The organism is Streptomyces sp. NPDC005805 (genome assembly GCF_040630445.1).
Taxonomy (GTDB): domain Bacteria; phylum Actinomycetota; class Actinomycetes; order Streptomycetales; family Streptomycetaceae; genus Streptomyces.
In genome coordinates this window covers 143,531-166,312 of record NZ_JBEXXN010000005.1, presented here as the reverse complement: position 1 = coordinate 166,312, position 22,782 = coordinate 143,531, and the positions used below count along the sequence as shown (strand labels likewise).

The following is a 22,782-nucleotide window of genomic DNA, read 5'->3' as shown; positions in this document are numbered from 1 at the left end:
GCCCGCCTCAGTGCTTCAGGGAGCCGGGCTTGTAGTGGCCCGGGACGAGACGGCCGGTCACCGCGAAGCGGTTCCACGCGTTGATGACGGTGATCGCCGCGATCAGCCGGGCGAGTTCGGCCTCCTCGAAGTGGGCCGCCGCCTTCTCGAAGACCTCGTCCGGGACGAAGCCTTCGGTCAGGACGGTCACCGCCTCGGTCAGCTCGATCGCCGCCAGCTCCTTCTCCGTGTAGAAGTGCCGCGACTCCTCCCAGGCGCTGAGCTGGATGATCCGCTCCACGGACTCCCCGGCCGCCAGCGCGTCCTTGGTGTGCATGTCCATGCAGAAGGCGCAGTGGTTGAGCTGCGAGGCGCGGATCTTCACCAGCTCCAGCAGCAGCGGGTCGAGGCCCTTCGCGGCGGCCGCGTCCAGCTTGACCATGGCCTGGTAGACGTCGGGCAGCAGCGCGGCGACGGAGATGCGCGGGGTGTGCTCGGGGGCAAGGTCCCCGGTGGGGTGTGTGTGCGTCGTCATGCCTCGACCGTACGGGCTGTGTGGCACCCCGCTATGGTCCATTTCCATGACCGAACAATGGGCCACTTTCGGCGCCGACCTGCACCTGGAACTGCGCGGTCCACGGCTGCGCACGGGCCTGACGGACGCCCTGCGCGAGGCGGTGCGCGGTGGCAGGCTCGCGCCCGGGACCCGGCTGCCCTCGTCCCGTACCCTCGCCGCCGACCTCGGTATCGCCCGCAACACGGTGGCCGACGCGTACGCCGAACTCGTCGCCGAGGGCTGGCTCACCGCCCGGCAGGGCTCGGGCACCCGCGTCGCCCAGCGGTCCGCGCCGCGCCGGCCGGGACGCGGGCCGGCTCCGGCCGGGGCGGGTGCTCCGGACCGGGCGGGGGCCCGCGCCCGGCCCGCGTACAGCCTGATGCCCGGCCGCCCCGACCTGGCGTCCTTCCCGCGCGCCCAGTGGCTGGCGTCGGCCCGGCGGGCGGTGAACGCCGCGCCGGACGAGGCGTTCGGCTACGGCGGCCCGCACGGGCGCGTCGAACTGCGGACCGTCCTCGCCGACTACCTCGCCCGGGCACGGGGCGTGCACGCGGCACCCGAGCAGATCGTGGTGTGCGCGGGCTTCGTGCACGGCCTGCGGCTGATGGGCGCGGTCCTGCGGCGGCGCCGCGCCCGGGAGGCGGCCGTCGAGTCGTACGGGCTGGACATCCACTGGGACCTGCTGACGGGCGCGGGGCTGACCACCGTCCCGCTGCCGTTCGACGAACGGGGCACGCGCACCGAGGCGCTGGCGGGGACGCGGGGCGCGGGCGCGGTCCTGATGACGCCCGCGCACCAGTTCCCGCTCGGCGGCGCGCTCCACCCGGACCGGCGGGTCGCGGCCGTCGACTGGGCGCGCCGCACCGGTGGCCTGGTCCTGGAGGACGACTACGACGGCGAGTTCCGCTACGACCGCCAGCCCGTGGGCGCGCTCCAGGGGCTCGACCCGGACCGGGTGGTGTACCTGGGGACGGCCAGCAAGTCGCTCGCCCCCGGGCTGCGGCTCGGCTGGATGGTGCTGCCGCCGGACGTGGTGCCGGAGGTGCTGGCGGTCAAGGGCGTGGAGGAGTGGGCGTGCGGGGCCATGGACCAGCTCACCCTGGCGGACTTCATCGCCTCGGGCGCGTACGACCGGCATGTGCGCGGGATGCGGCTGCGCTACCGGCGCCGGCGCGACGAACTGGTGGCGGTGCTGGCGGAACGCGCTCCGCGGGTCCGGGTGAGCGGGATCGCGGCCGGGCTGCACGCGGTCCTCGAACTCCCGCCGGGCACCGAGCAGGACGCCCTGCGCGCCGCGGCCTGGCAGGGTCTCCAGGTCCAGGGCCTCGCCCGCTTCCGCCACCCGTCCGCCCCGGCGGACCTCCCCGCCCCCGAGGGCCTGGTCGTCGGCTACGGCACCCCCTCGGACAGCGCGTGGGCGGGCACGCTGGAGGTGCTGTGCGAGGTGCTGCGGGCGAGCGGGAGTTGAGGCACGCGGGGGTGCCGGACCCCGGTACGCGACCGGCCCCGGTGTCACACCGCCCTGGTCAACTCCGCCGCGCCGAAGGAGACGTCGAAGCGGTCGCACCAGATGCTGACGCTGCTGTAGGCGGCCGGGTCGATGCCCTCGGGTATGCGGTAGTTCTGGCTGCCCTTGTTGCCCTTGAGCTTGCCCAGGCTGATGTGCTTGCCCTGGTCGAAGACGTGCCAGCCCGCGCGGCCATCCTTGACCGGAGCGTCCGTCAGCAGGACCCGCAGATCCGGGCCGTTGCTGGTGTCCAGGTCCTCCAGACGGATCACCTGGGAGCCGTCGGCGAGGCGGACGAGCTTCACCGTGCCCGAGGTGGCGTGCTCGTGGCTTATCAGCTTGCCGTCGGCGAGCGTCCGCGGCCCGGTGGCCCCGCCGCCACCGCCGTCCGCCCCGCCGCCGTCCGCCGGGTCGGTCGCGTCGCCGGTGCGGGCGGGCTGCGCGGCGGTCGCGTCCGTCAGCGACTCCTCGACCGTGCGGTCCTGCCACAGCTTCCACGGCTGGAACCAGTACAGCCCGGCGCCGAGCGCGACGGTGAGGACCGCCGCCGCCACCGCGAGCGCCGGCCGCCGCCTCTTCCGTGTGCCGTTCATCGTGTGCCCTTTCCCCCGTGTGCCGCGGCCCCCGCCGCGTATCCCCGTCGACCGCCCAACGCGCGGGCCCTCGCACCCGGTTCCCGCGCCCCCGCGGTTCACCCGGAAGAGTGCCCCGGGCCCGGCGCAGGCTTCGGCTGGGCCGGGGGCTCGCCGAAGCGGGCCAGGGCGAGGGCGCCCGCGACCGCGATCGTGAAGCCCGCGACCGCCAGCGGGGCCAGGCCCTCGCGGGTGCGGTCGCCCAGCCAGACGACGCCGATCAGGGCCGGGCCGATCGTCTCGCCGATGACCATGCCCGCGGTCGCGGTGGTCACCGAGCCGCGTTGCAGCGCCGAGGTCAGCAGCAGGAACGCCGCCCCGCCGCCGAGCAGCAGCGCGTACAGGGCAGGGTTGGCGAACAGCCCCGGCAGCGCGACCGAGTCGATGAGCCGGACGGACACCTCCACCACACCGAACCCGAAGCCCGAACCCAGGCCCAGCACCAGGGCCCGCGGCTTGGCCGGGAGCCGTCCCGCGAGCGCGCCGATGACGAGGACGCCCACCGCCGCGCCGAGCATCGACCAGCGCAGCGCGTCCGAGCCCGCCCGGTCGCCCTCGTGGCCGGAGGCGAGGCCGAGGAGCGCCAGGCCGACGCAGACCCCGGCGACCGCCGTCCACTCGGCGCGCTTCAGCCGGATGCGCATCAGCCGCGCCGCGACCACGGCCGTGACCGCCAGGCTCGCGGCGAGCGCCGCCCCGACCGCGTAGATCGGCAGCGCGCGCAGGGCGACGACCTGGAGCACGAACCCCGCGCCGTCGAGGGTGAGTCCGACGAGGTAGCGCCACTGGCGCAGCGCCCGCAGCAGCAGCGCCGCGTCGACGCCCGAGCCGCTGCCGGGCGCGGCGCTGCGCGCGGCCATGGCCTGGAGGACGGAGGCCGTGCCGTAGCAGACGGCCGAGGCGAGCGCGCAGATCATCCCGAGGAGCACGAGGGGACTCTAGGCAGCGGGGCCGTTCCGCCGGGGGACCGCCGCACCCAGGGCCCGGGCGTCCGCCCGCGCTGGGCGCGCCCGGGCCCTGGGTACACCCGGCCCGGGGCACCCCCACCCCCCAACCCCCCCGGCCCGGGCGAGGCCGCCCGCCCCTCACCCCTCCGCCAGCACCGCCCGCAACTGCGCCAGCCCCCAGTCCAGGTCCTCCTGGGAGATCACCAGCGGGGGCGCGAGCCGGATCGTGGCGCCGTGGGTGTCCTTCACCAGCACACCCCGGTCCATCAGCCGCTCCGACACCTCCCGCCCGGTGCCCACCGTCGCCGGGACGTCGATCCCCGCCCACAGCCCGCGCCCGCGCACCGCGTCCACCAGCCCCTCGTCGTGCCAGGTGCGCAGCTCCCGGTGCAGATGGCCGCCGAGATCGGCCGCCCGGCGCTGGTACTCGCCGGTGCGCAGCATCGCGATCACCTCCAGGGCGACCGCGCAGGCCAGCGGGTTCCCGCCGAAGGTCGACCCGTGCTCGCCCGGCCGGAACACGCCCAGCACCTCCTGGGACGAGACCACCGCGGAGACCGGCACCACCCCGCCGCCCAGCGCCTTGCCGAGCACGTACATGTCCGGGACGACGCCCTCGTGCTCGCAGACGAAGGTCCGGCCGGTGCGCCCCAGCCCGGACTGGATCTCGTCCGCGACGAACAGCACCCCGCGCTCGCGCGTGAGCCGGCGCACCGCGGGCAGATAGCCGGCCGGCGGCACGATCACCCCCGCCTCGCCCTGCACCGGCTCCAGCAGCACGGCCACCGTGTTCGCCGACACGGCCGCCTCCATCGCGGTCAGGTCCCCGTACGGCACGATCTCGAAGCCGGGGGTGTACGGGCCGAAGTCCGCGCGGGCCTCGTGGTCGGTGGAGAAGCTGATCAGGGTCGTCGTCCGGCCGTGGAAGTTGTTGCCCGCGACCACGATCTTCGCCTGGCCGTCCGGGACGCCCTTGACCTTGTGGCCCCACTTCCGGGCGGTCTTCACCGCCGTCTCCACCGCCTCCGCGCCGGTGTTCATGGGCAGCACCGTCTCCATGCCGCACAGCTCGGCGAGCTGCTCGCAGAAGTCCCCGAAACGGTCGTGCTGGAAGGCGCGCGAGGTGAGCGTCACCCGGTCCAGCTGCGCCCTCGCCGCCTCGATCAGCCGGTGGTTCCCGTGCCCGAAGTTCAGCGCCGAGTACCCGGCCAGCAGGTCCAGGTACCGCCGCCCCTCGACATCGGTCATCCACGCGCCCTCGGCCGAGGCGACGACGACCGGCAGGGGGTGGTACGTGTGCGCGCAGTGCGCCTCGGCATGCGCGAAGGCGCCCCGGGACGCGCCCCCGGACGCGCCCTCTGGTGTGCCCCCGGACGCGTCGCCGGACGCCGCGGACGCGGAAGACGTGGTGGTCGACACAGGCTGCTCCGATCGTCGGTGCGTACCGTCCCTCCGTTCCATCGTCGCTCGCCGCCCGTGCGGGGACACCCCGTGCCCGCCGCGCCCCGCCCGGTTGTGCCGCAGTCCGCCGGCCCGGGCCCGCGAAGTCCCCGGCCCGCGCCCCGCCCGGTTGTGCCGCAGTCCGCCGGCCGGGGCCCGCGAAGTCCCCGGCCCGCGCCCCGCCCGGTTGTGCCGCAGTCCGCCGGCCGGGGCCCGCGAAGCCCCCGGCCCCCGCCCCGCAGGGCGACGCCCCCGCCCCGCCCGTCCCGGGGCGCGTGGCGCACCTGAGAGAATGATGTGCATGGCCTCGTCTGACCTTCCGCCCGTCGCCGCCGAGCAGCACCACCCCCAGCAGGGTGGCGGCTCCGCTGCCGCGCGGCGTCCCCGTGTGCTCTCCGGGATCCAGCCCACCGCGGGCTCCTTCCACCTCGGCAACTACCTCGGCGCGGTCCGCCAGTGGGTGGCGCTCCAGGAGACGCACGACGCGTTCTACATGGTCGTGGACCTGCACGCGATCACGGTCCCGCAGGACCCCGCCGAGCTGCGCGCCAACACCCGGCTCGCGGTCGCCCAGTTGCTCGCCGCCGGGCTCGACCCCGAGCGCTGCACCCTGTTCGTGCAGAGCCACGTGCCCGAGCACGCGCAGCTCGCCTGGGTGATGAACTGCCTCACCGGCTTCGGTGAGGCGTCCCGGATGACGCAGTTCAAGGACAAGGCGGCCAAGCAGGGCGCGGACCGCGCGTCCGTCGGCCTGTTCACCTACCCGATCCTGCAGATCGCGGACATCCTGCTGTACCAGGCGAACGAGGTGCCGGTCGGTGAGGACCAGCGCCAGCACATCGAGCTCACCCGGGACCTCGCCGAGCGCTTCAACGGCCGGTTCGGCGCCACCTTCACCGTCCCGCGGCCGCACATCCTCAAGGAGGTCGCCAAGATCTACGACCTCCAGGACCCGGCGATCAAGATGAGCAAGTCCGCCTCCACGCCCAAGGGCCTGATCAACCTGCTCGACGAGCCCAGGGCCACGGCGAAGAAGGTCAAGAGCGCGGTCACCGACACCGACACCGTGATCCGCTTCGACCCGGAGGCCAAGCCCGGCGTCAGCAACCTCCTCACCATCCTGTCCACCCTCACGGGTACACCCGTGCCGGTTCTGGAGCAGAACTACGAGGGCAAGGGCTACGGTGCGCTCAAGACCGACCTCGCCGAGGTGATGGTCGACTTCGTCACACCGTTCCGGACCCGCACCCAGGAATACCTGGACGACACCGAGACGCTGGACTCCATCCTGGCCAAGGGAGCGGAGAAGGCCCGCGCGGTCGCCGCCGAGACCCTGGCCAGCACATACGAGAGGGTGGGATTCCTCCCCGCGAAGCACTGAGCGCCCGTGCGGCGGCCGTCCGGGCCGCCGCACCGCCCCCGCCGGCGCAGCGCCCCGTCACCGCGCCGTCACGGAAGCGGCACGTCCGCGCGGGGGCCACAGGGCCCGTGACCAAGGACTCTGGCCACGACCCGGGTGCACCCGCCACACTGGCGCTGGACCACCCTGCACCACCACAACCGACCCGGTACCGGACCTTCCGGCACGAAGACCAAGGAGAACGACGTGGGGACCGTAACGCTCGGCGTTTCGATCGCGGTCCCGGAGCCACACGGCAGCCTGCTCCAGGAGCGCCGCGCGGGCTTCGGCGACCCCGCTGCCTACGGCATCCCGACGCACGTCACCCTGCTGCCGCCGACCGAGGCCGACGCGGCCCTGCTGCCCGCCGTCGAGGCGCACCTCGCGACCGTGGCCGCGGCCGGCCGCCCGTTCCGGATGCGGCTCTCCGGCACGGGCACCTTCCGCCCGCTGTCACCCGTCGTCTTCGTCCAGGTCGTCGAGGGCGGCTCGGCCTGCTCCTGGCTCCAGAAGCGGGTCCGGGACGCCTCGGGGCCCCTGGTGCGCGAGCTCCAGTTCCCGTACCACCCGCACGTCACCGTCGCCCACGGCATCTCCGAGGAGGCGATGGACCGGGCGTACGAGGAGCTGTCCGAGTACGGGGCCCAGTGGACGTGCGCCTCCTTCGCCCTCTACGAGCAGGGCTCGGACGCGGTCTGGCGCAAGCTGCGCACCTTCGCCTTCGGCGGCGGGATCACCGGGGTGCCCGCCCAGGGCTCACCGGTCGACGAGCACGCGACCACCTGAGCCCGCCGCCCCGAGCGCCGGGCCCCGGCGGGTCCTTTGTTCGAGGGGCCGGCCCCCGGCGGGTCGCGGGCGCTGGAGCCGCCGTCCGGGGGTAGGCGTAGCCGTATGGACTGGCTGATCAAGCTCCCCGTCGTCGGCCCGCTCGTCGAACGGCTGATGCGCACGCACGCGTGGCGAAGCTACGAGACCCTCGACCGGGTGCACTGGACGCGGCTCGCCGCGGCCATCACCTTCCTCAGCTTCCTCGCGCTCTTCCCGCTGATCACCGTCGCCGCGGCGATCGTCGCCGCCGCGCTCGACCAGGACGCGCTGGACACCCTGAACGACAAGCTGTCCGAGCAGGTCCCCGGGATCTCGGACCAGCTCGACATCAACGCGCTGGTGGACAACGCGGGCACCGTCGGGATCGTCGCCGGCGCGCTGCTGCTCTTCACCGGCGTCGGCTGGATCGGCTCCATGCGGGACTGCCTGCGGGCGGTGTGGGAGCGGGACGAGGAGGACGAGAACCCGATCGTCCGCAAGGTGAAGGACGTCGGGGTGCTCGCCGGCCTCGGCGGCATCGGCCTCGCCTCGTTCGCCGCGTCCACCCTGGGGTCCTCCGCGGTCGGCTGGGTCGCCGACCGGATCGGCCTGGAGCACGGCGGCGTCGGCGGGATTCTGCTGCGGATCGCGGCCATCGCCGTCGCGGTGATCGCGAACTTCCTGATCCTGCTCTACGTCCTGACCCTGCTGCCCGGGGTGCATCCGCCGCGCCGCCGTCTGATGGTCGCGGCGCTGATCGGCGCGATCGGCTTCGAGCTGCTGAAGCTGCTGCTCAGCGGCTACATCAGCGGGGTGGCGGCGAAGAGCATGTACGGCGCGTTCGGTGTCCCGATCGCGCTGCTGCTGTGGATCAACTTCACCGCCAAGCTGCTGCTGTTCTGCTCGGCGTGGACGGCCACGCCGAGCAGGGACGAGCAGCCGGCCGGGGACGACGAACAGCCCGCCGAGGACGACGGGCTGCTCACCGAGGACAAGGGACCCGTCGTCAGGGACGCGGACGGGAGGCCCGGTCCGGCAGCGGCCAGCGGCGCCTGACCAGGTACGCGCCCGCCCCGAGCACCACCAGCGCCCCGCCCGCGACGGCCAGCCCCGTGCCCATCCCGCTCGAACCGCTCTGGGCCGCGGCGACCGGCGTGGCGGGGGAGCCCTTGCCGGCGCCGTCCCGCACGGGCTCGGTGCTGGGCTCCTCCTGCTCGGCCGAGCGCGGCGGGACCAGCTCGCCGACCGGTGTCACCTTGCCGTGCGCGGCGAAGCCCCAGTCGAACAGCCGGGCCGTCTCCTTGTAGACCGCCTGGCTCTCCTCCGAGGACGGGTTCATCACCGTCACCAGCAGGACCCGCCCGTTGCGTTCGGCGACGCCGGTGAAGGTGGACCCGGCGTGCGTGGTGTTGCCGTTCTTGACGCCCGCCGCGCCCTTGTACGGGGTCACGCCGTTGGCGCCGGTCAGCAGCCGGTTGGTGTTCTGGATGGTGAACTTCTCGCGCTTCTTGCCGGGCTTCTGCTCCCCGGGGAACTCCGCGGTCACCGTGGAGCAGTACTCCCGGAAGTCCTTCTTCTGGAGCCCGCTGCGCGCGATCAGGGTGAGGTCGTACGCGGAGGAGACCTGACCGGGCTCGTCGTAGCCGTCGGGGGAGACGACCTTGGTGTCGAGGGCCTGGAGCTCCTCGGCGTGGGCCTGCATGTCCGCGACGGACTTCTCGATGCCGCCGTTCATCGCCGCGAGGGCGTGCACGGCGTCGTTGCCCGACTGGAGGAACACCCCGAGCCACAGGTCGTGGACCGAGTAGGTGTGATCCTCCTTCACCCCGACCAGGCTGCTGCCCTCGCCGACCCCGGAGAGCTCGGCGGTGGTCACCTTGTGCTCGGTGCTCTTGGGCAGCTTGGGCAGCAGGGCGTCGGCGAACAGCATCTTCATCGTCGACGCGGGGGGCAGCCGCCAGTGGGCGTTGTGCGCGGCGAGCACCTCGCCGCTCTCGGCGTCGGCGACGATCCAGGAGCGGCCGCTGACCTCCTTCGGCAGCACGGGCGCGCCGGGGCGCAGATTGACCTGGGTGCCCGGCTTGCCGAGCTGGACGCCGCCGACCGTGGACATCCCGGCCGGGGGCTGCGGCTGTTTCTTCTCGGTGCCCGGCTTGTCGTCGTGGACCGCGGCGACGGCGGGCGCGGCGGTCAGGGCGGGCAGCAGGGCGACGGCGGCGAGAGCGGGCACGGCGCGGCGCGCGGCGGACCCGGCGGCGGACCTGAAGGCGGCGGGCAGGGCAGCAGACAGTGCAGACACGGACGAGAACGTACAGGGCGTTGCAGAAAATATGGAGATCACACCGGAGACCCGCCGAGGGGACCGCCGGGACAGCCCACGCGCGGCCCCTTCACGGGAACTCAGGGCGCTCTCACGGGGACTTCGGGCCTCGTCCCGGGAGAGGACACCCCGGGCGTCCGCCGCGCCGGGCGCCCGCGATACTTGACGCATGAAGCTCAGCCGCCCCGTCTCCTGGTTCCTGCTCGCCTTCGGGGTGTGGAGCTGGTTCATCTGGGTCACTTTCGTCAAAAACCTGTGGCAGGACGGGAGCGGTCTCGCCTTCGACGACGCGGGCGACCCGACGGGGTACTTCTGGGTCCATCTGCTGCTCGCCATCACGTCCTTTGTCCTGGGGACGGTTGTGGGGACCATCGGGTTGCGCGGGGTGCGCGCATTGCGCCGTGAGCGCACGCACAAGGGGTAGGGGAAACCGACCATGGTGGCTGTCGCCGTCCTCGTGATCATTCTGGTCCTCACGGTGCTCGTGGGGGCGCACCGGTACGTCTGGCGGCGGCTGGTGGGTGACACGACCGCGCCCGGGTCGGCCCTGCGGCGGGCCGGCACCGTCGCGGTCTTCGTCCTGCCGCTGGTGACCTTCGGCGCGTTCCTGTCGTCGCGGTCGGGGGTGCCGTTCTGGGCGAAGCAGGTCCTGGCGTGGCCGGGGTACCTGTGGCTGCCGGTCCTGCTCTACCTGGTCCTCGCCCTCCTGGTGGGCGAGGCCGTCCGCCCCCTCCTCCTGCGCGCCCTCGCCCGCCGCGACGCGAACCGCGCGGGGGCCGCGCGGGGCGCGGGCGCCGCGGCCGGGCCCGGGGCGGCGGCCGGCGGGCAGCCGCCCGCCCCCTCCTCCGGCGGGGAGCCCGGCGCCGGGTCGGCGGCTGCGCCCGGTGCAGCACGGGGCGAGGCCGCCTCGGAGACGGGCGCGCCCCTCTCTGGCGGGGAGTCGACTGCCGCCACCTCCTCCGGCGGGGAGCCGGTCGCCGTGGGGGCCGTTGCTCCGCCGGCCTCGGAGCGCAAGGGCGAGGGCGCGGCGGACGCGGGTGGCGCATCGCCAGCGGCTGCGCCCGGCCCGGTCCGGGACGAGGCCGCCCCGGAGACGGGCGCGCCCGGCCCGGCCCGGTCCGACGCGGACCCGGCCCCGCCCGCGACCCCCTCCGGCAGGCAGCCGGACGCGGACGCGCCCACGGCCGCCGCCCCCTCCGGCCCGGAGCCGGACGCCGGGACGCCCGCCACCTCCACACCCCCACCCGCGGGCCCCTCCCGCCGCCTCTTCGTGTCGCGGATCGTCGGCGGCGCCGCGGCCGCCGCCGCGCTCGGGACCGTCGGGTACGGCACGTACGGCGTCCTGCGCGGCCCCCGCGTCAAGAACGTCACCGTGCCCCTCGCCAAGCTGCCCCGCGCCGCCCACGGCTACCGGATCGCGGTCGTCAGCGACATCCACATCGGTCCGGTCCTCGGCCGGGCCCACACCCAGCGGATCGTCGACTCGATCAACGCCGCGCAGCCCGACCTGGTCGCGGTCGTCGGCGACCTCGTCGACGGGACGGTGGCCGACCTCGGCTCGGCGGCCGAGCCCCTCGCGCAGCTCCGCGCCCGGCACGGCTCGTTCTTCGTGACCGGCAACCACGAGTACTTCTCCGGCGCGGACGAGTGGGTGGACCACGTCCGCGACCTGGGTCTGCGGCCCCTGCGCAACGAACGCGTCGAGATCGCGGGCGGGTTCGACCTCGCCGGCGTCGACGACGTCGCGGGCGAGGACATGGGCCAGGGCCCGGACTTCGCCCGCGCCCTCGGCGACCGCGACCGGGCCCGCGCCTCCGTGCTCCTCGCCCACCAGCCCGTCGTCATCCACGACGCCGTGGACCACGGCGTGGACCTCCAGCTGTCCGGCCACACCCACGGCGGCCAGCTCTGGCCCGGCAACTACCTCGCCGAGCTGGCCAATCCGACCGTCGCCGGTCTGGAGCGCTACGGCGACACCCAGCTCTATGTCTCCCGGGGCGCGGGCGCCTGGGGACCGCCGGTGCGCGTCGGCGCGGAGTCCGACATCACCATCGTCCGCCTGGCCTCCCTGCGGGCCTGAGCCGGCACCCCCGCGCCCGCCGGGTCGAGGGGTCCGCTCAGGAGTGCCGGCTCCGGACCAGCTCCGGCGGGGTCCGGCTCATGTACCAGCCGTCGACGCGCGGTCCCAGGGTGTCGGGCCACCCCGCCAGCTCGACGGCGGCCTCGTACACCGCGTCGCCGAAGGCCACGATGGACTCGTGCGGGTCGGGCGTCGCGCCGAGCCTGTCCCACGGCAGCAGGACCAGACCGGCGTCGGGGTGCCAGGCCGCGCCGTCCACACCCCAGGAGCGGGTTCCGAGCCCGTCCGGCGGGGGCCAGATGTAGGCGTACATGCCGGGGGGCTGCGCCTTGCCGTCGCCGAAGGCGAAGCCCACCGCCACATACGAGTCGAGCTGGGCGTTCTGCTGGAACGGCGGACGGCCCGCCGGCGGCTCGGTGGGCTGCGCCCGGTGCCGTGTCGCCGACAGGTCGAAGCCGCCCCACATCAGGCCGACCCTGGGGTGGTTGCCGAGGAAGGGCGCCTGCCAGGCCTCCAGCCCCCGGGCGGCCAGGTTCCACGCCTCCCACATCCGCCGTGCGGCGTGCGGGTTCCAGGTGTGCTCGGCGCGGTCGTCCGGGAAGGTCGGCGCGGACCCCGGGATCTCGCAGATCGTCTCCGAACGCGGCGGGTGCACGCCCAGCTCGGCCACCGCCTCGCAGAAGGCCGCGTAGAACGAGGCGACGGACCCCTTGCCGAGGGGGAGGGTCCGGCATCCCGTGTCCGCCTCGATCACCACATCGCCGTCGAGGAGCCGGTAGTGCACCGTGAAGGTCACCCCGGGTTTCCGGAGCGTCGGCGTCCGCAAGCCGCGTGGTGTGACGTCGAGGACGATGTTGCCCCAGGCGACCTCGAAGGGTGCGTCGAGGGTGTACTTGCCGGCGACCTGGACGATCCGGTTCACATAGCCGATCGTGGGCGCCAGATCGCCGTGGTCCACCTCGGGCCACGGCTGGTCGGATTCGCTCACCGTGAGCCTCCCGGGTGTCGCGCAGCGGGCGGAATGTTCTCGGCAACATTCTCGTCCGCCCGGTGGACCGCGGCGAACCGAGCCGCGCACCGGCCGGACGCGCCCGGCCCCCGGCCCGTCACCACCCCCGTGGACGACGGGCCGGGGCCCGGGCGCGCGCCCTGCTCAGTCCACCGCGCCGGCGGCCCCCGCGCTCCCCGTGCCGGAGTCCTCCGGGCCCCCGCCCCCCGACGCCTTGCGCGCCGCGACCCCCTGCGCCATCCCCGGCAGGAAGTCCGTGAACAGCTCGTGCACCTCGCGCACCAGGGGCCGCAGGACCCGGAAGCGGGCCAGGGCGACGCCGCGGCCGGTGAGGCGGGCGCCCCGGACCGCGAGGCGGCGGCTGCGCTCGCTGCCCGGTGAGCGGTCGAACACCCAGTACAGGACCAGGCCCATCTGGGAGAGCCACATCAGCTCCGGGAGGATGTCCCGCAGTTCCTCCGGAACCTTGGACTTCGCCCCGGCGAGCACCTCGCGGTGCACATCGATGGCCGCCTCCCGCGCGTGCTCCGACTCGGGCGAGAAGGGGCTGAGCGGACTGTCCGGGTCCGCCGCGTTCTTGAAGAACTGCGCGGCGAACTCGTGGTACGGCGCGGCGATGTCCAGCCAGGCGCTCAGCACCCCGGCCATCCGCGCCTCGAAATCGGTCTCCTTCGCCAGCACCGGCCGGACCGCCGCGCGGTGCTCCTCGGCGATCCGGTCGTAGAAGCCCTGGACCAGGTGCTCCTTGGAGGCGAAGTAGTAGTACGCGTTCCCGACCGAGACGCCGGCCTCCTTGGCGATGGCCCGCATCGTGGTCCTGTCGTAACCGCGCTCCTGGAACAGCCGGAGCGCGGTCTCCAGGATCAGCGTGCGGGTCTGCTCGCTCTTGGACGCCTTCGCGTCGGTGGGGGCCTTCGCATCTGTCACGGTCGACGAGCCTAACGGGGTGTCGCGCACCGGTCGTCACAGGCCGCCGGGGCGTCCCCGCGCTGCGCGAGCGTCTCCCGGTACTTGGCCGCGGCGAGCATCGAGACCCGGACGAAGGGCGCCCCCGCCGGGGTGGCCAGCCAGTGGGCCCGCGGCCGGTGTTCGGTCAGGGCCCAGAGGCAGACCACCCACGCGGCCTGCCCGGTCCACACCTGGCCCCGGTCGCCGATCACGGTGATCTCGCTCAGGGTGCGGGTGTGGTCCAGTTCCGGGTACCGGGCGCGGGCCGCCTCGGAGTTCGCGGCGACCGCGCGCAGCGGCACCAGCCGGGGCTGCCGGAGCAGCCAGTTGCGGATGTGGACGCAGAGGGGGCAGCCGGCGTCGTAGAGGACGGTCAGCTCGCGGACCGGGGTGCTGGTCAGCACGGCTCAGCCCTGTGCCGGGCCGGCGGTGGGCGGGGCCCACGGTCCGGTCGCGGCCTGCTTGGTCCACCCCTGCGGGCCGACCGGCGGGGTCTGCTCCCGCTCCATCACCCCGCGCCGGCGGATCTTGTTGAGGACGTAGACGTTCGCCAGGTGCATCACACCGAGGACGAGCAGCACCACGCCGATCTTCACCGACAGGGCCTCGAAGAGGCCGCGGGCGTCGGCGACGGCGTCGGCCGCCTTGAGGTAGAGGGCCACGAACCCCAGGTTGACGAGGTAGAAGCCCACCACCAGCAGGTGGTTGACCGCGTCGGCGAGCTTCTCGTTCCCCTTGAGCACATCGGCGAGGAAGATCTTCCCGTTCCGGCTGAGGGTGCGGGCCACCCAGACGGTGAGCGCCACGCTGATCAGCAGGTAGACGACATACGCCACGACAGTGAGGTCCATGCCCCACCCTCCCTTGAACGTGTTCAAAAGCTGGTGACCCCGACTGTAGACCTCCTTTTGAACATGTTCAAGCGGCTGGGCGGGTCCGGGGAATCGCGTGACGCCCGGCCGGGCCCCGCGTAAGGTCGGCCGGATGACGATCAGTTGTGACATCGCCGGTGAGGGCCCCGCCGTCGTGCTGCTGCACGCGGGTGTGTGCGACCGGCGCATGTGGGACGCGCAGTTCTCCGCACTCGTCGAGGCCGGCCACCGGGTGCTCCGGTGCGACTTCCGCGGCTACGGCGAGACGCCCGTGGCCGAGGCCCCGTACACCGACACCGGGGACGTGCTGGACCTGATGGACGCCCACGGCGTGGAGCGCGCCGCCCTGGTCGGCGCCTCCTGGGGCGGGCGCGTCGCCCTGCTCGCCGCCGCCCGCGCCCCGCACCGGGTGACCGGACTGGCCCTGCTCGACTCGGTCCTCCCCGGACTCCCCGGCGAGGACGGGAAGAGCCCCGAACTGGCCGCCTTCGACGAGGCCGAGGACGCGTTCTTCGAGGCCGACGACCTGGACGGCGCGACGGAACTCAATGTGCGCACCTGGCTGGGCCCCGGGGCCGGACCGGAGGCGCGCGCGGCCGTGCACCGGATGCAGCGGCACGCCTTCGCGGTGCAGTCCGCGGCCGAGGAGGCGGTCGAGCGGGACGGCGCCGGCTACGTCCTCGACCAGGACGAGGAGGTCTGGCCGCCCGACCTGACGGGGCTGCGGGAGGTGCCCGTACTCGCCGTCACCGGGGCGGACGACCTGCCGGACTTCCGCGGCCCCGCCGCCGCGCTGTCCGCGCTGCTGCCGCGCGCCCGCCACGTCGAACTGCCCGGCACGGGCCACCTGCCCGCCCTGGAGCGCCCGGCGGAGACGACGGCCCTGCTCACCGGCTTCCTGGCCACCCTCCCGGCCTGAGACCCCCGGCCTGAGGCACCCGCCGGAGCCCGGCCGGGCCCGGCCTCGCGCCCCCGGCCGGGGCCCGGCGGCCCCCGGTCAGGGCGTGCTCGCCTTCGTGAGGGTCGACTCGTCGGCGTGGCTGGGCGATTCGGCCGCCGCCGCACCGCGCGGCGGCGTCACAGGCTGATCGAACGGGCGTAGTTGATCTGGCCCATGACCTGCTGGAAGGTCTCCGGGCCCCGCGCCGGGAGCATCGTCGAGTGGTGCCGGCCGCCGCTGGTGACCGTCACCTGGATGAAGCCGGTGGTCTTCCGCTCCTTGATCAGCAGGAACAGCAGCCCCAGCAGGCAGGCCAGGAAGAACACCACCGCGAGGACGATCGCATAGGCCGGGATCGTCTCCTCGGTGCGCGACATGTCCGTCGCGTTCCACACCGCGCCCTTCAGCGGCAGCGTCCCGGCCGGGGTGACGATCGAGTCCGGCAGGACGGTGATGTCCCCGATGGACACCAGCGGCTGACCGCCCGTCGGCACCGGCGACATGCCCGGGTGGGGCACGGGGACCCCGGCCGGCTGGGTCATCGCGTACGGCGGGGTGTGGCCGGCCGCGCCGTCCGCCAGGGTCGGGTGCTGCGGATAGCCGTAGCCCGGAGCGGCGTTCGGATAGCCGTAACCGGAGGTCCCGGACGCCTGGTCGGGCCCCCAGTTGTACTCCGGCTCCCCTTCCCGGTACGGATTGGGCTCGGTCATCGCTGCTCCCCGTTGGTGTGCCGACGCGTCGGGTGAGACGTTCTCCCCGATCCTGCCAGTTCCCGGCCCGCCGGGTGAAGCCCGCCCGCGACACGGCCCCGAGACGGCCCCGAGACGGTCCCCGCACGGCCGAGGGCCCCGGCTCCACGGGGGAGTCGGGGCCCTCGGCACGCACCCGGCGCGCGCTCCGGCGCACGCCCGGCGCATCAGCGCTCGTCGGCAGCGGCGGTCTCCGAAGAGGTCCGCGGCGGTCGGAAGCGGTCAGAAGCGGCGCGTGATCAGCGCCCGCTTGACCTCCTGGATCGCCTTGGTGACCTCGATACCGCGAGGGCAGGCGTCCGTGCAGTTGAACGTGGTGCGGCAACGCCACACGCCGTCCTTGTCGTTCAGGATCTCCAGGCGCTGCTCGCCCGCCTCGTCACGCGAGTCGAAGATGAAGCGGTGCGCGTTGACGATCGCCGCCGGGCCGAAGTACTGGCCGTCGTTCCAGAACACCGGGCACGAGGAGGTGCACGCGGCGCACAGGATGCACTTGGTGGTGTCGTCGAAGCGCTCGCGGTCCTCGGCGGACTGCAGACGCTCACGCGTCGGCTCGTTGCCCTTGGTGACCAGGAACGGCATCACGTCGCGGTACGCCTGGAAGAACGGCTCCATGTCCACGACCAGGTCCTTGAGGACCGTCAGGCCCTTGATGGCCTCGACCGTGATGGGCTTCTCCGGGTTGATGTCCTTGATCAGCGTCTTGCAGGCGAGCCTGTTCTTGCCGTTGATCCGCATCGCGTCGGAGCCGCAGATGCCGTGCGCGCACGAGCGGCGGAAGGTGAGCGTGCCGTCCATGTCCCACTTGATCTTGTGGAGACCGTCGAGCACACGCTCCTTCGGGTCGATCTCGACCTGGAAGTCCTCCCAGACCGCCGCGTCCGACAGCTCCGGGTTGAAGCGGCGGATGCGGAAGGTGACCGTGATGTACGGAGAGGCTGCCTGCGTCTCGGCGGTCTTCTCCAGAACGGGGGTAGCCATCAGTACTTACGCTCCATCGGCTGGTAGCGGGTCTGGACGACCGGCTTGTAGTCGAGACGGACGGTCTCGGAGCCGTCGGCGCCCACCTCGCGGTACGCCATGGTGTGGCGCATGAAGTTGACGTCGTCGCGGTTCGGGAAGTCCTCGCGGTAGTGACCGCCGCGGGACTCCTTGCGGGCCAGCGCGGAGACGGCCATGACCTCGGCCAGGTCGAGCAGGTTGCCCAGCTCGATGGCCTCCAGCAGGTCCGTGTTGAACCGCTTGCCCTTGTCCTGGACGGACACGTTCTTGTAGCGCTCGCGCAGCTCGGCGATCTTCTCGACCGCGGTCTTGATCGTCTGCTCGGTGCGGAACACCATCACATTGGCGTCCATCGTCTCCTGCAGCTCCAGGCGCAGGGCGGCGACCCGCTCGTTGCCCGTGGACTCGCGCAGCCGCTCGACCTGCTCCTCGACCAGCGAGGCGGGGTTCTCGGGCAGCTCGACGAAGTCGTGCTTGGCCGCGTACTCGGCGGCGGCGATGCCGGAGCGCTTGCCGAAGACGTTGATGTCCAGGAGCGAGTTGGTGCCCAGACGGTTGGCGCCGTGCACGGACACGCAGGCGACCTCGCCGGCGGCGTACAGGCCCGGGACGACGGTGGTGTTGTCCGCGAGCACCTCGCCCTCGACGTTGGTCGGGATGCCGCCCATGGCGTAGTGCGCGGTGGGCTGGATCGGGATCGGGTCCGTGTAGGGCTCGATGCCGAGGTAGGTCCGCGCGAACTCGGTGATGTCCGGGAGCTTGGCGTCCAGCTGCTCCGGCGGCAGGTGGGTGAGGTCCAGGAAGACGTGGTCGCCCTCGGGACCGCAGCCGCGGCCCTCGCGGATCTCCGTGTAGATGGAGCGCGAGACGACGTCACGCGAGGCGAGGTCCTTCATGACGGGCGCGTACTTCTCCATGAAGCGCTCGCCGTCCTTGTTGCGCAGGATGCCGCCCTCGCCGCGGGCGCCCTCCGTGAGCAGGATGCCCATGCGCCAGATGCCCGTCGGGTGGAACTGGAAGAACTCCATGTCCTCCAGCGGCAGACCGCGGCGGAAGCAGGCGGCCTGGCCGTCACCGGTCAGGGTGTGCGCGTTGGAGGTCACCTTGAAGAACTTGCCGGTGCCGCCGGACGCGTAGATCACGGCCTTCGCCTGGAAGACGTGGATCTCGCCGGTGGCCAGCTCGTAGGCGACCACACCGGCGGAGTGCTTGACGCCGTCCACCTCGGTGATGAGCTGGTCCAGGACGTAGAACTCGTTGAAGAACTCCACACCCTCCTTGACGCAGTTCTGGTACAGCGTCTGGAGGATCATGTGGCCGGTGCGGTCCGCCGCGTAGCAGGACCGGCGGACCGGGGCCTCGCCGTGGTTGCGGGAGTGGCCGCCGAAGCGGCGCTGGTCGATGGTGCCGTTCGGGGTCCGGTTGAACGGCAGGCCCATCTTCTCCAGGTCGAGGACGGCGTCGATGGCCTCCTTCGCCAGGATCTCGGCGGCGTCCTGGTCGACCAGGTAGTCACCGCCCTTGACCGTGTCGAAGGTGTGCCACTCCCAGTTGTCCTCCTCCACGTTGGCCAGCGCGGCGGCCATGCCGCCCTGCGCGGCGCCCGTGTGGGAGCGGGTGGGGTAGAGCTTGGTCAGCACGGCGGTGCGGCTGCGCTTCGTCGACTCGATCGCGGCGCGCATGCCGGCGCCGCCGGCGCCGACGATGACGGTGTCGTACTTGTGGATCTTCATCAGTGGTTGCCTCAGCCCCGTGCCTAGCGGATGTTCGGGTCGAAGGTGAAGATCACCAGCGTGCCCAGAAGGATGGTGAACACCGTGGCGGTGTACAGCAGGCCCTTGAGCCACAGGCGCGTGTTCGGGCGCTCCGCGTAGTCGTTGATGACCGTGCGGAGGCCGTTGGCGCCGTGCAGCATGGCGAGCCACAGCATCAGCAGGTCCCAGGTCTGCCAGAACGGGGACGCCCAGCGGCCGGCCACGAAGGCGAAGCCGATCTTGGAGACGCCGCCGTCGAGCACGAGCTGGATCAGCAGGTGGCCGATGACCAGGACGACGAGCACCACGCCGGAGAGGCGCATGAAGAGCCATGCGGCCATCTCGAAGTTGCCGCGGGTCGACCGCGGGGTCTTCCCGGTGCGCTTGCGCGGCGCCTCGATGTACGGGGCCGGGTTGTCGACGTCGTAGACGGGCGCGCCCTCGACCTGGCCGATCCCGGAAGTCGTGTCAGTGGACATCTCTCGCCTCAGCTCCCGAACACTTCACGGACGGCGTGGCCGAGCACGGGGTACAGGGCACCCGCCATCAGCACGATCCAGATGCCCATGACGGTCCAGAGCATCTGCTTCTGGTAGCGCGGGCCCTTGGACCAGAAGTCCACGGCGATGACGCGCAGGCCGTTGAGCGCGTGGAAGAGGATCGCGGCGACGAGGCCGTATTCCAGCAGCGCGACGATCGGCGTCTTGTAGGTGGCGACCACCTCGTCGTACGCCTCGGGCGAGACGCGGACGAGGGCGGTGTCCAGCACATGCACGAACAGGAAGAAGAAGATGAGGACGCCGGTGACTCGGTGAGCCACCCAGCTCCACATTCCTTCCCGGCCGCGGTACAGCGTTCCAGCCGGCACGGAAGAACCCTCCGGGAGCGGGGACTGGGGCCTGCCGGCTTGTGGGTGTCGGTCGGCCCGGCCGGGTACGGTCCACCGGCCCTGGCCATCGTAGCGACGTGTTGTCGGTTCGTTCGCCCGGGGTGTACCGGTGTGATCAAACAGGCAATCAAACAGCCTCGTACGGGCTACTGGCGGGCGGGCCCGCGCTACCGGCGGGCGTGTTCGCGCGCGTACTCCGGTACGGGTCCGGCCTGCGTGTGTTCGGTCAGCGCGTGGGCGAGCCGGCAGCGGGCGAGGGCGCGCAGCTCGTCGGCGGAGACCGACCGCTCCTCGTCCGGCTCATGGGCGAGTCGCCGCCGGATGCCCGCCAGGACCTGGTCCAGGTACTCGTCCGCGCGGTGGCCGTCGAGGCAGATCACGAAGGCGTGGCCGAAGCGGCTCTCGTAGGCGGCGTGCGCGGCGGCGAGGGCGGTCTGCGCGGCCGGCGGGGCGTCCGGGCAGATGCCGGTCGAGCACTCCAGGGCCAGAGCCTCGTGGACATCGGCCGGGGAGAGGTCGTAGGCGGCCTCGTCGCAGGCGGCGAGGAGGGCGTCCAGATCGGGGTAGGGGCGGTGGGCGGCCACCCGGAGGGACCAGCGGTGGCTCCCGTAGCAGTCCAGCAGCAGGGCCTCGGCCGCCGGGGCGGGGAGGCGGTTGAACCAGGTGAGGCCGGGCAGGGTGCGCCGCGGGGACGGTATGGCCGCGGGGGCCTCGGTCCGCGCGGAGGCCGCCTCGGCCCGGGGCGGGTCCGGCGCGGGCGCTTCGGTCGGCGGGACCGCCCGGGTCGGCTCCTCGGTCGCCGGGGCCGGTCCGGGCGCCGGGGCCGTGGGCGGGGCCGTCGGCGGTCGTTCCGGAAGGGCGGCGGGGGTGTCGCTGGACAGCGGGGACTCCTCGTGGGGCCCGGCGGGACAGCCGGGAAGAGAGGTGCGGATGAGTTGCAACGCTATCGATCTGTGTCGAAAGCTGTCCGAAGGATGCGCGAATTTCACTCGGACGGGAGAGTTTGAACTCCTGGAATGGACGCGAAGGGTGGACGCTGGAGGGGGTACGACGTGCGGCTTTCGCCGCCTTTGGGAGGTCACGTCATGATCTGGGGCTCACGGAACGACGACGGGGGCACGGAGCAGGGAGCCGACGGGCCCATACCCGGGCGGCGCGGGCGTGTCCGCGTCCGCCGGCACCCGTGGGTGCGGACGGGCGGCACGGCGGTCGCCCTCCTCGCCGCCTTCTCCCTCACCCTCACCGGCTGCTCCGACGCGGACGACTCCGGCGGCCCCGAGAGCGCCGCCGCCCCGGACGAGGCCGCGCCCACCCCGTCCCCGACGCCCAGCCCCACCCGCAGCCACCCCCTCTCACAGGCGCCCGCCACCGTCCCCGCCGTACGCGAGCACGAGGCGGCGCGCGGGCCCGGCTGGAAGAAGGCGGCGGACTCCGCCGTCGTCGTCGCCAAAGGCAGCGAGCAGCTCGCCGACGAGGGCCGGCTGATCGCCCAGGAGCTGGACCTCGGCTACCGGGGCGTGAACACGGCCCGGGCCGGTGATGTGGAGCTGGCCCTCGCCGGGAGCGGCCCGGCCGAGTCGTACACCGTCACCACCCGCGACGGCCGGGTCCGGATCACCGGCCCCGACCAGGCCGGCGTCTTCTACGGCACCCGCACCCTGAAGCAGGCGGTGCGCACCGGCGGCGCGATGCCGGAGGGCGTGGTCCGCGACCGGCCCGACCGCCCGCAGCGCGGACTCAACGTCGACATCGCGCGCAAGCACTTCACGGCCGAGTGGATCGAGGACCGGCTGCGCGAGATGGCCGACCTCAAGCTCAACCAGCTCGGCCTGCACTTCTCCGACGACCAGGCGTGGCGCATCGAGTCCGAGACGCACCCGGAGATCGTCACCGACCCCCATCTGACCAAGGCGGAGATCCGCCGCATCCTGGCGCTGGCCGAGCGGCTGCACATCGACGTCTTCGGCGAGATCGACTCGCCCGGACACCTCGGCGCGGTGCTGCGGGCGTACCCGCAGCTCCAGCTGCGCAACGTCCAGGGTGTGCCGCGGCAGGGCGCGATCGACATCTCCAAGCCGCAGTCCGCGGAGCTGATCGACGAGCTGCTGCGCGAGTACACGGCCCTGTTCGGCGGGCGGTGGTTCCACGTCGGCGCCGACGAGTACCAGGCCCTGACCGTGAGCGACCCGGCCGCCTCCTACCCGCAGCTCGCCACCGCCGCCCGCGAGAAGTACGGCGCGGGCGCGGACATCCAGGACCTGGCCGAGGGCTGGCTGAACGACCGCGCGGCCGTGGTCCGGGACGCGGGCAAGATCCCCAAGGCGTGGAACGACGGCTTCTTCACCGGGGGCACCGTCACCGCGGCCAAGGACATCGAGGTCGAGTACTGGACGGGCAAGGAGATCGGCATGCGCCCGCCCGTGGAGTACCTGGCCGAGGGCCGCAAGGTGGTCAACCTCAACGACGAGTACCTCTACTACGTCCTCGGCGAGCCCAACGAGTTCGTCTACCCGACCGGCCGGCGTATCTACGAGGAGTGGACCCCCCTGGTCCTGCGCGGCAGCGACCCGGTCCCGGCCCGCTACTCGGACCAGATCCTCGGCGGCCGCTTCGCCATCTGGTGCGACCTGGCCGACTCCCAGACCCAGGCCCAGGTCGCGGCCGGCATCCGCCGCCCCCTCCAGGCGACCGCCCAGAAGCTGTGGGACCCGCGGCCGCCGCAGCAGACCTGGGAGCAGTTCACCGCGCTGGCGGACCGGGCGACGGGGTGAGGGGGGCGGGCCCGGTCCAGGGTCGGCCCTGGACCGGGTCGAGGTCGGGCGGGTCTGACCTGGTCCGACCGGGCGGGCCCGGGCCGATTCGCAATGGACGGGGACCACGACCCGGGCGTATCTTCCGCAGGCGGCCGTGCCGGAGTGCGCGGCCGCTTACCGCGCCGCGCACCGCTTGGGG

The 22,782-nt window shown here is 73.2% G+C and carries 23 protein-coding genes; 8 read left to right on the top strand and 15 right to left on the bottom strand.

Annotation, left to right across the window (positions count from 1 at the left end):
- Positions 1-7: 7 nt before the first annotated feature.
- On the bottom strand, positions 8-514 hold the full coding sequence (locus ABZ457_RS05340) for a carboxymuconolactone decarboxylase family protein (protein WP_359154067.1): 507 nt from the start codon (positions 512-514) through the stop codon (positions 8-10).
- Positions 515-560: 46 nt separating this feature from the next.
- On the opposite strand from ABZ457_RS05340, the gene ABZ457_RS05335 reads away from it, so the two are divergent.
- The gene (locus ABZ457_RS05335) at positions 561-2,003 is read left to right on the top strand and encodes a PLP-dependent aminotransferase family protein (RefSeq protein WP_359154065.1); all 1,443 of its coding nucleotides are present in this window, start codon (positions 561-563) and stop codon (positions 2,001-2,003) included.
- 44 nt (positions 2,004-2,047) lie between these two features.
- Here the strand turns inward: ABZ457_RS05335 and ABZ457_RS05330 are convergent, their stop codons facing one another.
- From ABZ457_RS05330 to rocD, 3 genes are all read right to left on the bottom strand, one after another.
- Positions 2,048-2,635, bottom strand: coding sequence for a DM13 domain-containing protein (locus ABZ457_RS05330; RefSeq protein WP_359154063.1), 588 nt, complete (start codon positions 2,633-2,635; stop codon positions 2,048-2,050).
- 98 nt (positions 2,636-2,733) lie between these two features.
- Positions 2,734-3,591 carry a hypothetical protein gene (locus ABZ457_RS05325; protein ID WP_359154108.1) on the bottom strand — a complete coding sequence of 286 codons (858 nt, stop codon included), beginning with the start codon at positions 3,589-3,591 and terminating at the stop codon, positions 2,734-2,736.
- A 168-nt stretch (positions 3,592-3,759) separates the two neighbouring features.
- Positions 3,760-5,040, bottom strand: a complete 1,281-nt coding sequence (gene rocD / locus ABZ457_RS05320; RefSeq protein ID WP_359154061.1) for an ornithine--oxo-acid transaminase — start codon at positions 5,038-5,040, stop codon at positions 3,760-3,762.
- Positions 5,041-5,362: 322 nt separating this feature from the next.
- Between rocD and trpS the strand changes: the two genes are divergently transcribed.
- The 3 genes from trpS (at position 5,363) to ABZ457_RS05305 (ending at position 8,323) form a co-directional block, all read left to right on the top strand.
- Entirely contained in the window at positions 5,363-6,442 is a 1,080-nt protein-coding gene (gene trpS, locus ABZ457_RS05315) for a tryptophan--tRNA ligase (protein WP_359154059.1), read from the top strand.
- A 225-nt stretch (positions 6,443-6,667) separates the two neighbouring features.
- Positions 6,668-7,246, top strand: coding sequence for a 2'-5' RNA ligase family protein (locus tag ABZ457_RS05310; protein ID WP_359154057.1), 579 nt, complete (start codon positions 6,668-6,670; stop codon positions 7,244-7,246).
- 105 nt (positions 7,247-7,351) lie between these two features.
- Positions 7,352-8,323 carry a YihY/virulence factor BrkB family protein gene (locus tag ABZ457_RS05305; protein WP_359154055.1) on the top strand — a complete coding sequence of 324 codons (972 nt, stop codon included), beginning with the start codon at positions 7,352-7,354 and terminating at the stop codon, positions 8,321-8,323.
- On the opposite strand, the gene ABZ457_RS05300 is transcribed toward ABZ457_RS05305, so the two are convergent.
- Positions 8,274-9,818: a D-alanyl-D-alanine carboxypeptidase gene (locus tag ABZ457_RS05300; RefSeq protein ID WP_359154053.1), complete on the bottom strand. Its 1,545-nt coding sequence runs from the start codon at positions 9,816-9,818 to the stop codon at positions 8,274-8,276. The genes ABZ457_RS05305 and ABZ457_RS05300 overlap by 50 nt on opposite strands.
- Here ABZ457_RS05300 and ABZ457_RS05295 point away from each other — a divergent pair.
- Together ABZ457_RS05295 and ABZ457_RS05290 are read left to right on the top strand one after the other, a co-directional pair.
- Positions 9,757-10,011, top strand: a complete 255-nt coding sequence (locus ABZ457_RS05295) for a hypothetical protein (RefSeq protein WP_359154051.1) — start codon at positions 9,757-9,759, stop codon at positions 10,009-10,011. The two genes, ABZ457_RS05300 and ABZ457_RS05295, sit on opposite strands and share 62 nt — an antisense overlap.
- Before the next feature lie 12 nt (positions 10,012-10,023).
- The gene (locus tag ABZ457_RS05290) at positions 10,024-11,667 is read left to right on the top strand and encodes a metallophosphoesterase (RefSeq protein ID WP_359154049.1); all 1,644 of its coding nucleotides are present in this window, start codon (positions 10,024-10,026) and stop codon (positions 11,665-11,667) included.
- 37 nt (positions 11,668-11,704) lie between these two features.
- Here the strand turns inward: ABZ457_RS05290 and ABZ457_RS05285 are convergent, their stop codons facing one another.
- The 4 genes from ABZ457_RS05285 to ABZ457_RS05270 all read right to left on the bottom strand — a co-directional run bounded on the left by ABZ457_RS05285 (position 11,705) and on the right by ABZ457_RS05270 (position 14,475).
- A complete protein-coding gene (locus tag ABZ457_RS05285; RefSeq protein WP_359154047.1) occupies positions 11,705-12,655 on the bottom strand; it encodes a DUF5996 family protein in 951 nt (316 codons plus the stop codon).
- A 165-nt stretch (positions 12,656-12,820) separates the two neighbouring features.
- Positions 12,821-13,603, bottom strand: a complete 783-nt coding sequence (locus tag ABZ457_RS05280; protein ID WP_359154045.1) for a TetR family transcriptional regulator — start codon at positions 13,601-13,603, stop codon at positions 12,821-12,823.
- Positions 13,604-13,614: 11 nt separating this feature from the next.
- Positions 13,615-14,028, bottom strand: coding sequence for a DCC1-like thiol-disulfide oxidoreductase family protein (locus tag ABZ457_RS05275; RefSeq protein ID WP_359154043.1), 414 nt, complete (start codon positions 14,026-14,028; stop codon positions 13,615-13,617).
- Positions 14,029-14,031: 3 nt separating this feature from the next.
- On the bottom strand, positions 14,032-14,475 hold the full coding sequence (locus ABZ457_RS05270; RefSeq protein ID WP_359154041.1) for a hypothetical protein: 444 nt from the start codon (positions 14,473-14,475) through the stop codon (positions 14,032-14,034).
- 133 nt (positions 14,476-14,608) lie between these two features.
- Between ABZ457_RS05270 and ABZ457_RS05265 the strand changes: the two genes are divergently transcribed.
- Positions 14,609-15,415 carry an alpha/beta hydrolase gene (locus ABZ457_RS05265; protein ID WP_359154039.1) on the top strand — a complete coding sequence of 269 codons (807 nt, stop codon included), beginning with the start codon at positions 14,609-14,611 and terminating at the stop codon, positions 15,413-15,415.
- 158 nt (positions 15,416-15,573) lie between these two features.
- Here ABZ457_RS05265 and ABZ457_RS05260 read toward each other — a convergent pair whose 3' ends face one another.
- From ABZ457_RS05260 to ABZ457_RS05235, 6 genes are all read right to left on the bottom strand, one after another.
- Positions 15,574-16,146 (bottom strand): hypothetical protein, encoded by a 573-nt coding sequence (locus ABZ457_RS05260; RefSeq protein ID WP_359154037.1) that lies wholly within the window; start codon positions 16,144-16,146, stop codon positions 15,574-15,576.
- Between the two features lie 261 nt (positions 16,147-16,407).
- Positions 16,408-17,166: a succinate dehydrogenase iron-sulfur subunit gene (locus tag ABZ457_RS05255; RefSeq protein ID WP_018847370.1), complete on the bottom strand. Its 759-nt coding sequence runs from the start codon at positions 17,164-17,166 to the stop codon at positions 16,408-16,410.
- On the bottom strand, positions 17,166-18,920 hold the full coding sequence (gene sdhA / locus ABZ457_RS05250; RefSeq protein WP_359154035.1) for a succinate dehydrogenase flavoprotein subunit: 1,755 nt from the start codon (positions 18,918-18,920) through the stop codon (positions 17,166-17,168). The genes ABZ457_RS05255 and sdhA overlap by 1 nt, the downstream gene beginning before the upstream one ends.
- A 23-nt stretch (positions 18,921-18,943) precedes the next feature.
- Positions 18,944-19,420, bottom strand: a complete 477-nt coding sequence (locus ABZ457_RS05245; protein WP_359154034.1) for a succinate dehydrogenase hydrophobic membrane anchor subunit — start codon at positions 19,418-19,420, stop codon at positions 18,944-18,946.
- 8 nt (positions 19,421-19,428) lie between these two features.
- A complete protein-coding gene (gene sdhC, locus ABZ457_RS05240) occupies positions 19,429-19,809 on the bottom strand; it encodes a succinate dehydrogenase, cytochrome b556 subunit (protein ID WP_359154032.1) in 381 nt (126 codons plus the stop codon).
- 188 nt (positions 19,810-19,997) lie between these two features.
- A complete protein-coding gene (locus ABZ457_RS05235) occupies positions 19,998-20,507 on the bottom strand; it encodes a 2-oxo-4-hydroxy-4-carboxy-5-ureidoimidazoline decarboxylase (RefSeq protein ID WP_359154106.1) in 510 nt (169 codons plus the stop codon).
- A 408-nt stretch (positions 20,508-20,915) separates the two neighbouring features.
- On the opposite strand from ABZ457_RS05235, the gene ABZ457_RS05230 reads away from it, so the two are divergent.
- A complete protein-coding gene (locus tag ABZ457_RS05230; protein WP_359154030.1) occupies positions 20,916-22,601 on the top strand; it encodes a glycoside hydrolase family 20 protein in 1,686 nt (561 codons plus the stop codon).
- The last annotated feature ends 181 nt before the right edge of the window (positions 22,602-22,782 follow it).

Bases quoted from the DNA above. Each gene is read 5' to 3' on its own strand.
- ABZ457_RS05340 (WP_359154067.1), bottom strand. From the start codon at position 514: ATGACGACGCACACACACCCCACCGGGGACCTTGCCCCCGAGCACACC.
- ABZ457_RS05335 (WP_359154065.1), top strand. From the start codon at position 561: ATGACCGAACAATGGGCCACTTTCGGCGCCGACCTGCACCTGGAACTG.
- ABZ457_RS05330 (WP_359154063.1), bottom strand. From the start codon at position 2,635: ATGAACGGCACACGGAAGAGGCGGCGGCCGGCGCTCGCGGTGGCGGCG.
- ABZ457_RS05325 (WP_359154108.1), bottom strand. From the start codon at position 3,591: ATGATCTGCGCGCTCGCCTCGGCCGTCTGCTACGGCACGGCCTCCGTC.
- trpS (WP_359154059.1), top strand. From the start codon at position 5,363: ATGGCCTCGTCTGACCTTCCGCCCGTCGCCGCCGAGCAGCACCACCCC.
- ABZ457_RS05305 (WP_359154055.1), top strand. From the start codon at position 7,352: ATGGACTGGCTGATCAAGCTCCCCGTCGTCGGCCCGCTCGTCGAACGG.
- ABZ457_RS05295 (WP_359154051.1), top strand. From the start codon at position 9,757: ATGAAGCTCAGCCGCCCCGTCTCCTGGTTCCTGCTCGCCTTCGGGGTG.
- ABZ457_RS05300 (WP_359154053.1), bottom strand. From the start codon at position 9,818: ATGAACCAGCTCCACACCCCGAAGGCGAGCAGGAACCAGGAGACGGGG.
- ABZ457_RS05290 (WP_359154049.1), top strand. From the start codon at position 10,024: ATGGTGGCTGTCGCCGTCCTCGTGATCATTCTGGTCCTCACGGTGCTC.
- ABZ457_RS05270 (WP_359154041.1), bottom strand. From the start codon at position 14,475: ATGGACCTCACTGTCGTGGCGTATGTCGTCTACCTGCTGATCAGCGTG.
- ABZ457_RS05265 (WP_359154039.1), top strand. From the start codon at position 14,609: ATGACGATCAGTTGTGACATCGCCGGTGAGGGCCCCGCCGTCGTGCTG.
- ABZ457_RS05260 (WP_359154037.1), bottom strand. From the start codon at position 16,146: ATGACCGAGCCCAATCCGTACCGGGAAGGGGAGCCGGAGTACAACTGG.
- ABZ457_RS05255 (WP_018847370.1), bottom strand. From the start codon at position 17,166: ATGGCTACCCCCGTTCTGGAGAAGACCGCCGAGACGCAGGCAGCCTCT.
- sdhA (WP_359154035.1), bottom strand. From the start codon at position 18,920: ATGAAGATCCACAAGTACGACACCGTCATCGTCGGCGCCGGCGGCGCC.
- ABZ457_RS05245 (WP_359154034.1), bottom strand. From the start codon at position 19,420: ATGTCCACTGACACGACTTCCGGGATCGGCCAGGTCGAGGGCGCGCCC.
- ABZ457_RS05230 (WP_359154030.1), top strand. From the start codon at position 20,916: ATGATCTGGGGCTCACGGAACGACGACGGGGGCACGGAGCAGGGAGCC.